This is a genomic window from Halomonas flagellata (genome assembly GCF_022487945.1).
Classification (GTDB): domain Bacteria; phylum Pseudomonadota; class Gammaproteobacteria; order Pseudomonadales; family Halomonadaceae; genus Halomonas; species Halomonas flagellata.
In genome coordinates this window covers 1-10,157 of sequence record NZ_JAKVPY010000048.1, presented here as the reverse complement: position 1 = coordinate 10,157, position 10,157 = coordinate 1, and the positions used below count along the sequence as shown (strand labels likewise).

Here is a 10,157-nt window from a genome sequence, read left to right as displayed (position 1 = left end):
GGATTCAAAAGCCTCGCACTATCAGAATCTCGCTGCTCGGTAGCGAGATGGTGGAGGAACTGGCTGAGCGTTGCTGAGATGCCGGAAGTGCCGCTCAGCAAAGGGCCTGATGAAAGAGGCGGGTTGAGGTAGTTCACCACCCTGCCCCCGCTGACCATGCCGCTGGCGGCGATCACCACCGCGGGCCGGCCGCTCTCGGCCAGGTAGGCCACGGTGCGCTCGTGGGCGTCGTGGCCGTCCACGGTGTAGAGGTTCTCGAAGCTGAGCGGGTGGCGGCCGCGGCGCAGCGTCTGGTGCGCCTCGGCGTCCCACCAGGGCTTGAGCTCGCGGTACACCGCGGTGAAGCGGGCGGCCAGGGGCGAGTCGACGACGATCTCGAGCTCGCGCCAGCGCTCGTCACGGCCGTGGTGTATCAGCCCTTCCAGCTCGTAGAGCAGCTCCTGGGTGCGGCCCACGCTGAAGGCGGGGATCACCACGGTGCCGCCGTTCTCCAGGGCTCTATCGATGGCGGCCTTGAGCCTGTCGCGGCGGTGACGCCGGTCTTCGTGCCGGCGGTCGCCGTAGGTGCTCTCCAGCACCAGCACGTCGGCGCGGTACGGCGACTTGGGCGCGGGCAGCAACGGTGCGTAGGGCGCGCCCAGGTCGCCGGAGAACACGGTGCGCCGGCGTTGCCCGCTGGCCTTGTCCTGGGTATCCACTTCCACGTAGGCGGAGCCGAGGATGTGCCCGGCGCGCTGCAGCTTGACGCGAAGGCGGTGGCGTTCGTCGTCGAGCACGGTGTGCCAGGCCTGGTAGTCCAACGCCACCAGCCGCCCCTGGACTTCGGCCAGGAAGCGTTCGATCAGGGCGCGGTCACGGGTGAAGCCGACCTTCAGGGCGTCTTCGATGACCAATGGCAGCAGGCGTGCCGAGGGCACCGAGCAGAGGATCGGCCCCTGGTAGCCCGCCGCCAGCAGGTAGGGCAACCGGCCGATGTGGTCGATGTGCACGTGGGTGACCACCAGCGCCAGCACGTCCTCCACCGGGAAGCGCACCTGGTGCTGCTCGAGGCTGTCGAGGTGCTCGGCGTCCTGCCCCTGGAAGATGCCGCAGTCGACGAGCAGGGCCCGGCCCGGGGCGATCTGCAGGCGGTGGCAGCTGCCGGTGACGCCCGCCCCGCCGCCGTGGTGGCGTATGTTCACGTTGCCTTCTTATTCGTAGTTAATAGCGGCTTCGATATCTTCCCGTTCGAGGTCGGGCATTTCCTCCAGGATCTGCTCGGTCGTCAAACCCTGTGCCAGCAGATCAAGCACATCGACTACCCGAATTCGCATCCCGCGAATGCAGGGCCGGCCGCCGCACTGGTCGGGGTTAATCGTAATTCTTGATTGAAGGTTGCGCATGATTACCTCCTGACGAGGCACATCCACAAGACTAGACGTTATTGAACCCGCGATACCACTCCACGAGATGAAGATGTCGAGGTTACATCCTTGGGGCCTGACCCTGACGAAATCCCCACGTTTTTCTCGACGTTGACAGCTTGTTCGCCGAAGAAGGCGCCGAGGCTGCCCCTATGGGGTCAGACCCCAGCCAAGTCGCGAAGCCCGTCATAGTGCGTCTTGCGAGCGGATTCGCCGCCGCCGGGGTCTGACCCCATAGGGACCGGCAGCGCTGGCAACCTGCCACCCACCCATGCCCAACGCATTGATAATGCAGAAATATTTCTGGGGAGGCCTCAGGGTCTGACCCCGTGCCCGATGCGCCTCGGCGATATGGACTCCCCGCGGTGACCTCGACATCCCGGTGGGCAGGCCCCGGAGGCGGCGCCAGCGTCGGTAACCCGCCCCGCTAGCCGTCTGTCTTCAACTGCCTGGCAGGCTGGCACGCAGCGCCCTCTCCCACCGCTCATCCCGCTGGCCGCAGGCGATGAACCAGGGGTTGAGCACGCTGTCCTGCCGGTTGCAGCGCAGCGGCTCGAGGGTCGTGGCGTCGAGCACCTCGCCGCCGGCGGCGGTGACCACGGCCTGGGCGGCGGCGGTGTCCCATTCGCTGGTGGGCGCGAGGCGCGGGTAGAGGTCGGCGGCCCCCTCGGCGACCAGGCAGAGCTTGATCGAGCTGCCCATGGAAACCCGCTCATGATTCGGCAGCGCAGCGCAGAAGGCCTCGAAGGTCTCGGCGCCGTGGCGACGGCTGCCGACCACCTTCCAGGGCTCGACGTCGGGGTCGGGCAGCTCGCGCACCCGCACCTGGGAGTAGATCCCCCTGTTCACCTTGAAGGCCTCCCCACCCACCAGGCCGACCCAGGTGGTGTGCAGCACGGGGGCATGCACGATGCCGAACACCGGCACGCCCTGCTCGACCAGGGCCAGGTTGAGGGTGAACTCGCCGTTCTTGTTGATGAACTCCTTGGTGCCGTCCAGCGGGTCGATCAGCCAGTAGCGCTCCCAGCCCTGGCGCGTCTCGAAGGGGATCTCGCCGGATTCCTCGGAGAGCACCGGCACGCCCGGCGCCCACTTCTCCAGCAGCGCCACCAGCGCATGGTGGGAGGCCATGTCCGCCTCGGTCAGCGGGCTCGCGTCGTCCTTGGTTTCCACCGCGAAGTCCTGCGCGTAGATCGCCAGGACCTCGCGCCCCGCGGTGTGCACGCCCTCGATCAGGCGGGCGCGCAGCTCATTGGTTACGAAATGGGTCAAAACAACTCCTTAAATCAGACGGAAGAGAGAAGAAGGAAGAGGGAAGAGAGTGACGCCCTCCTTCTTACCTCTTCATTCTTCAGCCGCGAAGCGGCGTCTTGCCTCTCAAAACCCCCACACCAACGGTATCAGCCCCACCGCGGTGGCGCCGACGATCAGGCTCAGCGGGGTGCCCAGCCTCAGGTAGTCGGTGAAGCGATAGCCGCCGGGGCCGAGCACCATCAGGTTGGTCTGGTAACCGAGGGGCGTCATGAAGCTGGCCGAGGCGGCGAACATGATGGCGATGACGAAGGGCATGAAGTTGACGCCCAACTGCTCGGCCACGGCGACGGCGATGGGAAACATCAGCACCGCCGCGGCGTTGTTGGTGATCAGCTCAGTGAAGACCACCGTCATCAGGTAGACCAGCGCCAGGGCCGCCCAGGGGGCCAGGTCGTCGCTCAGCAGCAGCCACTGGGCGATCTGCGCGGCGGCGCCGGTCTTGGTCATGGCCGCCCCCAGGGCGAAGGAGGCCGCGATGACGATCAGCACCGAGAGGTCCACATAGCGCCGCGCCTTGCTGGCCGGCACGCAGCGCGTCACCAGCATGCCGCCGCCGGCCAGCAGCGCCGCTTCCAGGATGCTCAGCAGGCCACTGGCGCTGGCCACCACCATGGCGCCGAGGATGCCCAGCGCCACGGGGGCCTTGCGGAAGTCCGGCGGCGTGGAGTCGTGCAGCCCGCTGACCAGCAGGAAGTCCTTGCGGTAGCGGTACTGGTCGACGAAGTCCTGGGCGGTCTCGAGCAGCAGGGTGTCGCCCACCTGAAAGCGAATGTCACCCAGCTTGCCGGTCAGTCGCCCGCCATGCCGGGAGATCGACAGGATCACCGCCTGGTAGCGGGAACGAAAGCGCGATTCGCTTACCGTCTGGTTCAGGCCGCCGAAGTCGGGGCCGATCACCGCCTCCACCAGGCAGCGGTGGTGGTGGGCGATATCGAGCTTGTGGACGTCGCCGCTGGCGGGCTTCAAGCCATGGATGCGGCGCAGCTCGCGGGCACATTCGGGGTCGCCGATGAACACCAGGATGTCGCCGGCCTGCAGTTCGGTTTCCGGCGGCACCTCGGTCAGCAGCCGGCCGTGGCGCTCGATGTCGGCCAGGTAGCCGTGGCTGAGATGGCGCAGGCCGGCATCGGCGATGGTCTTGCCGACCAGCGGCCCCTTGTCATCGACCACCACATCCACGGCGTATTCGCGGGCCTGCTCGAGCTGCTCCAGCACGCCCTGGCGGTTGGGCAGCAGCCGGTCGGCGAACAGGTAGAGGAAGCCGCCACCCACCACCACCAGCGGCACGCCGACCCACGCCAGCGAGAACATGCTGAGCCCGATGCCCATCTCGGTCTGCAGCAGGCCGTTCACCACCAGGTTGGTGCTGGTGCCGATGAGCGTGCAGGTGCCGCCGAGAATGGCCGCATAGCTCAGCGGCAGCAGCAGCTTGGAGGGGGGCAGCCGGAGGCGCCCGGCCCACTCCTGCACGGCGGGGATGAACATCGCCACCACCGTGGTGTTGTTCATGAAGGCGCTGAGGCCGGAAGCCGGCAGCAGTACCCGTAGCTGAGCATGACGCAGGCGCTGCGGCTGACCGAGGAGGCGATGGGCCAGCCACTGGATGGCGCCGGTTTCCTTGAGCCCTGCCGCCACCACGTACAGCGTGGCGATGGTCATCACGCCGGGGTTGGAGAAGCCTACCAGGGCCTCGCCGGGGGTGAGGATGCCGCTGATCACCAGGAAGGCCATAGCGGCCATCAGGATCACATCGGGGGCAATGCGCGTGAACGCCAGGGTGCCCAGTACGGCCAGCACGGTGCCCTGGGTCAGCAGGGCAGCTATCGAGAGCGCGTCGGTCAAGTGACTCGTGTCCATCCGTGGCCATGCGGGCACGCTACCGCCCGGGGATCATGCCGGGCGCCTTCCCATGCCCTGGACCAGGTGTGGATACCGAAGGTGGGCGAGCGGCGAGAAAGAACAAGGGGAGCCATGAAGCGCCCTGGAAGGCGGCATGAACGACGTCATGCCGGGGTAGCGGTTCTCCGCCCCCCTTCATCGTCCCTTGCCAAGCCTCGGCTCGGCAGCCCCTGCGGTATCGTTTTAATGATCGCGCCATTCTACGTCACCGCACGGCCATGCTCCATGGCTGAGCGCCGGGAAAGCCATCGGCACCCGGGGTACGACCCCAAAGCCCCCTGAGGGGTCAGACCCCTAATTCTGCTTTGGGGTCTGACCCCTTAATCAACTTAGGATGCCTAATGTTCCCACTTCACGACCAGGCGCCCCAGCCTCTCGTAGAGGGCGCGCTCCGTCTTGGCCAAGTGCTCGGCGCCCGGCAGCCAGTAGCGCCAGCCGCTGTTCTGCCGGCCCGTCAGGTAATGAGTCGGCGCCGGCAGCGGACGCAGCCCTGCCGCCTCGAAGTGCCGCTTGGCCCGGGGCATGTGCGATGCCGAGGTCACCAGCACGATACTGGCGCCCTCGCCCAGACGGTCGCGAACGGCCTGGGCCTCTTCGCCGGTATCCCGGGCGGAGTCGAGCACGACGAGGCTCGCTTCCGGCACACCGAGCGCCTGCGCGGCCCGGGCGTAGCCCACCGCCACGCCCGGCAACCACGCCTGGCTGCTGCCGCCGCTGACGACCAGCAGGGCCTCGGGCCGGGCGTGCCACAGCCGCAGGCCTTCCATCAGGCGCGGCAGCGAGGTCTCGGAAAGCTGCGCGGTGACGGGCCACTCCGGTTCCGGCTGCCAGCCGCCACCCAGCACCACGATGGCCTCGACCGGCGCATCGGGCGGCACCAGCATGGCCGGATAGCGCCGCTCCAGGGGCCCGAGCAGGCGATCGGCCACCGGTGCCCAACTCGCCAGCATCAGCAGGCTCACCGCCGCGATGCACAGGGCATTCCCCAGGCGGCGCAGGCCGAATTGCCGCAACGAGATACCGACCACCACGGCCACCACCATCATGGGCAGCGGCATCAGCAATTCCGCAGCCAGGCCCTTCAGGGCGTCGTACATGGCATTCTCCTGCTGGGCACCTACCCCATTGGGGTCTGACCCTTAAATCCCCTTTGGGGTCTGACCCCAAATTTCGCTTAGGGGTCTGACCCTGAGGCGTTACCAGCCTCCCCCCGCAACGCCTTGTACATGATGTAGGTGTCCACGAGCCCGAACCTGGCATGGTCGTAGCCCTTGGGCACCCTGCCGATCGTGTCAAAGCCCAGCGATTGCCACAGCCTGATGGCGCCTTCGTTCGTCGACACCACGGCGTTGAATTGCATCGCCAGGTAGCCGGCCTCGATGGCCAGCTCCTGGGAGTGCAGGCAGAGCGCCCTGGCGATGCCCCTGCCGCGCGCCTGGGGGGCGACCATGTAGCCGCAGTTGCAGATATGGGCACCCGGGCCTGCGGCGTTGGGCTTCAGGTAGTACGAGCCCAGCACCTCGCCGTTCTCCTTGGCGCAGTAGGTGAACTGCGGGAGCTCGCACCATAGGGTGTAGGCGTCTGCGTAACCGAGGCCGGGGTCGAAGGCGTAGGTCTCCCGGGCCGCCACCACCGACTTGAAGGTAGGCCAGAAGCGCCGGAAATCGGCCTCCGTCATCTTCGCTATCTGCATGGGGGTATCTCTCTACCGCACGACAAAGGGGTCAGACCCCTAACTTTCCTTAGGGGTCTGACCCCAAAGTTTACTCCTCCTTCACGAAGCCCGTGAGCAGGTCACGCACCATCCGCTGATGCGAGAATAGGAGCTTGTAGCCGTTGTCGTGGTTGGCCATGTCGTCGGTAACATCCCTGTACGCTTGGGTACGGAGTATAACGCAAGGGGGTCGTCGCGGCGGTGAGCTGGCTGGAGATCGTCTCGCTGTTCAAGACCATCTGGGCGATCGGCGTGCTGCTGTTGCTGATCCTGTTCCCTTCGCTGATGCTCTGGCTACCGGCCACCCTTGGATGACCCGATGTCGCACATGACCCCCTCTCCTCGATCCGCGTTCGCCTGCCCGGCGATCACCCACCGCGCCGAGCCCGACTGGGCCCGGGTGAACCGGATACCGATCGCCGACTGCGGTGAGCCCCTGGTACCCATGAGCCTCGCCCCCTGGCCGATCCGGGTCTACCCGGCCTATGCCCGGCTGGGCGTTCCCGGCGCGGTGCCCGAGTGCTTCGTGCGCGAGGGGGTCTACCGGCGCCTGCTCGCCGCCGCCCGCGCCCTGCCCGAGGGGTTCGGCCTGGTGGTGCTCGACGGCTGGCGGCCCTGGCGGGTGCAGCAATACCTCTTCGATACCCTCAGCGAGGTGATACGGGCCCACCACCCCGCGGCCAGCGAGGCGGAGCTGCTCACCCGCACACGGGAATTCATCTCGGTGCCCAGCCGCGACCCGCAGGCCCCCAGCCCGCACCTGACCGGCGGCGCCGTGGACGTCACCCTGTGCGACGCCGACGGCCTGGCGCTGGACATGGGCACCCTGTTCGACGAGGCCGTGCCCGCCTCGCACAGCGACCACCTCGAGCGGCTCGGCGAACTCGACGCCCGCCAGCAACGCGCCCGCGACCATCGCCGGCTACTCTACAGCGTGATGCTCGACCAGGGCTTCACCAACCTGCCCAGCGAATGGTGGCACTACGACCTCGGCGACCAGCTGTGGGCCCGCTACGGAGGGCACCCGCACGCCGTCTACGGCCCCGCCGACCTCGACACCATCGAGCACCGCTGGCGACGGCAGCTTGGCTAACCCCCCTTTGGGGTCAGACCCCTAAATTCGCTTAGGGGTCTGACCCCCGCCAAGCACTAAGCAGATTTAGGGCTATACTGGGCATTGAACCGTCCCCGGCACAAGGAAGTGCGAATATGGCGCGTCCGGCTCGGCTGTTGCTTCCCGATACACCGCTCCACCTGATTCAGCGCGGCAACAATCGCGGTGCCTGCTTCGTTCACCGCAAGGATGCGCTGCACTACCTCGAACTGCTCGACGAGCTGCGGCAGGTGTACCAGATCGCGCTCCATGCCTATGTACTGATGACCAACCACGTTCACCTGTTGGCCACGCCCCGCGAGGAGCCGCAGGGCGTGAGTCAGATGATGAAGGAGCTCGGGCAGCGCTACGCCCAGTACTTCAACCGCCGTCACCAGCGCACCGGCGGGCTTTTCGAGGGCCGCTACCGCTCCTGCCTGGTGGCGGAAGAGCCCTACCTCTTCGCCTGCTACCGCTATATCGAGCTCAACCCGGTGCGGGCCGGCATGGTGGCCCGGCCAGCCGATTACGAGTGGTCCAGCCACCACGCCAACGCCCTGGGCCGCGACGATCCCCTCGTGCAGCCCCACGCCATCTACACCGGGTTGGGCGCCACCCCGGATAAACGCCGGCACCGCTACCGCGAGCTGTTCCGCAGCGAACTGCCCACTCATCTGCTCGACGAGATTCGCCAGCAGACCCGCCGCGGCCGCGCGCTGGGCAGCGAAGCCTTCCAGCAGTCCGTTGCCCGCCGCCTCGGCTCGGCCCCCTAGCGAGGGATTTGTGGGGTCAAATTTGTGGGGTCAGACCCCAAAATTTGCTTAGGGGTCTGACCCCAGGAGTCCTATCAACCCGCTGATTTCAGAGCAACGCCTCGAGCTGTTCGTGGAACCACTCCGCCGAGACGTGATCGCCACATTCCTCTGCAAGTTCCAGCCACTCGGTCGCGGCTTCGCGGGCCCCTTCGTCTTCGCCCATGGCGCGCAGGGTAACGACGAGGAGCATGCCGTTGGTCACGTCGTCGGGGGCCTCGGCACTGGCCCGGACCACCAGCTCGAGTGCCGCGTGAGGCTGTTGCTGATCCAGCTGCCTTGCGGCCAACCACTGCAACGCCGCGGCGGCGGGCAGGCCGCTGAGCTGATCGGCGAGGTCGTGCATCTTGCGCTCACCGGTGCGCTCATCGCCCAGCGCGTCATGGGCGTTGCCGAGCAGGGCGATCACCAGGGCGTGGTCCGCTGCGTTGCGCGGCGGATTCTCCAGGATATCCAGAGCGATATCGCGCGCCTTGTCGGGATGGTTCCGCTCCAGCTCATCATCGCCCACCAGCAGGCGGACTACTACGGGCGCTTCCTGCAGGGCCACCTCGCGCTGCTGCTCGGTGAACTGGGACACGGCACAGGCCATGATCTGGCGTGCACCGACATCGAAGTCGTCCGTCGGCACTCCGCGACAGCAGCGCTTGAACTTCTTTCCCGATCCGCAAGGACACGGATCGTTGCGCCCCGGCACCGGTAGCGGCCGCGGCTGGAAGCCGTTGGAAGGAAGCGGCGTGGCGTTCCATATCGCTCGAGCCAGTGGCCATGACGGCACATCCGTGCCGAACCACGAAGCCAGCCCGGTGCGCTCCAGCAGTGCGTCGGCGCCGGCGAAATAGGTATCGGCCTCTTCATGGTGCAGGATGTCGCGCATCGAGGCCTCCAGGAAAGCTTCGATGGCAAAAGCGACTTGGGGAGGAATATCGTCGGCACCAGGCATCATCATCGGCTCCATACAACGTTACATAAGTGCTTGACGGTTCAGGAGCGTAGCGTATCAAGAGCGGGATGCCGGTTCATACCCGCGATAGAAGCGGAGGACGGCCCCTACGATTCGGGACTGTCAACGCCGAAGGGGTCCAGACTACCAGGGCGAGGGAATCACGCCCTCTTCCACCCGGCGTTCAGTCTGGCTACGAAAAGTACTCGGATCACCCTCGACTTCTTCCGCAAAGGCCGATTCGATGATCGGTGCATGGAAGTCCTGGCTGCGGTCACTGCCACAATCTCGGCACCAGGCACGCCACCAGACGAGCACCTCCCCCTCTCCGGAGAAGCCGGCTACCAGGTAATGGAGATACCGGGACGCCGGGTATTCGCGATACCACTCACGCAGCAGCTCATCCGTCTCCGGTAGCGTCAGATCGATCTCGTAAAAGGTCTGGGTACGATAGGAGAACCAGCGGGCCTGCATTGACGTCGGTGCGGGCATCGGATGAGGCAAGATGTTCACTGCACCAAGACGAGGTGGCCTATGTTCAAACCCTGCACTGGAATTTCCTGCAGGTGTTCCCCATGAATGGTCGAAAGTCAGCTCCTCTATCCAAACTGGCCAACCTCGCGGCCCTCCTACCGGCTGCACGGAAAACTCGTAGCGTTGCTGTTCCGCCTCGCAGGCGGTTAGTCCCCATGACAGCACCAGTAGCAGCAAAGCTCGCCCCAGGCGCAGCAAATCAGGCATCCTGGGCCTCCCGCGCCTCGTTGAATACGCTCCCGGGACGGTTGGCAAAGACACGGCGTACACCTGAACCCCTGATATTCACCGGGCAGCCCTGGAAATGAAGATGGCGGCTGGTATCCTACTGATAAATCAGAGAGTTCCTGGCAGAACCTGATTCAGGAGGACCAACCGCCATGGGTGAAACCCTAACGACCTGGTCGCCGTCCTGCAACGGCTCCGTCAACGTCCAGCTCAGCGG

The 10,157-nt window shown here is 66.2% G+C and carries 10 protein-coding genes; 2 read left to right on the top strand and 8 right to left on the bottom strand.

Features of this window, described 5'->3' with window-relative positions:
* The 6 genes from MKP05_RS20710 to MKP05_RS20685 all read right to left on the bottom strand — a co-directional run.
* Positions 1-1,181: MBL fold metallo-hydrolase (locus MKP05_RS20710; protein ID WP_240570058.1), on the bottom strand; the 1,181-nt coding region annotated here is incomplete at its 3' end.
* Positions 1,182-1,190: 9 nt separating this feature from the next.
* The gene (locus tag MKP05_RS20705) at positions 1,191-1,382 is read right to left on the bottom strand and encodes a DUF433 domain-containing protein (protein ID WP_240570057.1); all 192 of its coding nucleotides are present in this window, start codon (positions 1,380-1,382) and stop codon (positions 1,191-1,193) included.
* 462 nt (positions 1,383-1,844) lie between these two features.
* Complete coding sequence (gene cysQ / locus MKP05_RS20700; RefSeq protein WP_240570056.1) at positions 1,845-2,675, bottom strand: 3'(2'),5'-bisphosphate nucleotidase CysQ; 831 nt, start codon at positions 2,673-2,675, stop codon at positions 1,845-1,847.
* 105 nt (positions 2,676-2,780) lie between these two features.
* The gene (locus tag MKP05_RS20695; RefSeq protein ID WP_240570055.1) at positions 2,781-4,559 is read right to left on the bottom strand and encodes an SLC13 family permease; all 1,779 of its coding nucleotides are present in this window, start codon (positions 4,557-4,559) and stop codon (positions 2,781-2,783) included.
* A gap of 395 nt (positions 4,560-4,954) precedes the next feature.
* Positions 4,955-5,713 (bottom strand): envelope biogenesis factor ElyC, encoded by a 759-nt coding sequence (elyC, locus tag MKP05_RS20690; RefSeq protein WP_240570054.1) that lies wholly within the window; start codon positions 5,711-5,713, stop codon positions 4,955-4,957.
* Between the two features lie 77 nt (positions 5,714-5,790).
* On the bottom strand, positions 5,791-6,309 hold the full coding sequence (locus MKP05_RS20685) for a GNAT family N-acetyltransferase (protein WP_240570053.1): 519 nt from the start codon (positions 6,307-6,309) through the stop codon (positions 5,791-5,793).
* A 340-nt stretch (positions 6,310-6,649) separates the two neighbouring features.
* Here MKP05_RS20685 and MKP05_RS20680 point away from each other — a divergent pair, with 340 nt between their 5' ends.
* Together MKP05_RS20680 and MKP05_RS20675 are read left to right on the top strand one after the other, a co-directional pair.
* Entirely contained in the window at positions 6,650-7,423 is a 774-nt protein-coding gene (locus MKP05_RS20680; RefSeq protein WP_240570052.1) for a M15 family metallopeptidase, read from the top strand.
* Positions 7,424-7,539: 116 nt separating this feature from the next.
* On the top strand, positions 7,540-8,196 hold the full coding sequence (locus MKP05_RS20675) for a transposase (RefSeq protein WP_240570051.1): 657 nt from the start codon (positions 7,540-7,542) through the stop codon (positions 8,194-8,196).
* Positions 8,197-8,284: 88 nt separating this feature from the next.
* Here MKP05_RS20675 and MKP05_RS20670 read toward each other — a convergent pair whose 3' ends face one another.
* Together MKP05_RS20670 and MKP05_RS20665 are read right to left on the bottom strand one after the other, a co-directional pair.
* On the bottom strand, positions 8,285-9,112 hold the full coding sequence (locus MKP05_RS20670; protein ID WP_240570050.1) for a YecA family protein: 828 nt from the start codon (positions 9,110-9,112) through the stop codon (positions 8,285-8,287).
* A gap of 210 nt (positions 9,113-9,322) precedes the next feature.
* A complete protein-coding gene (locus tag MKP05_RS20665) occupies positions 9,323-9,919 on the bottom strand; it encodes a DUF2931 family protein (protein ID WP_240570049.1) in 597 nt (198 codons plus the stop codon).
* Between the last annotated feature and the right edge of the window lie 238 nt (positions 9,920-10,157).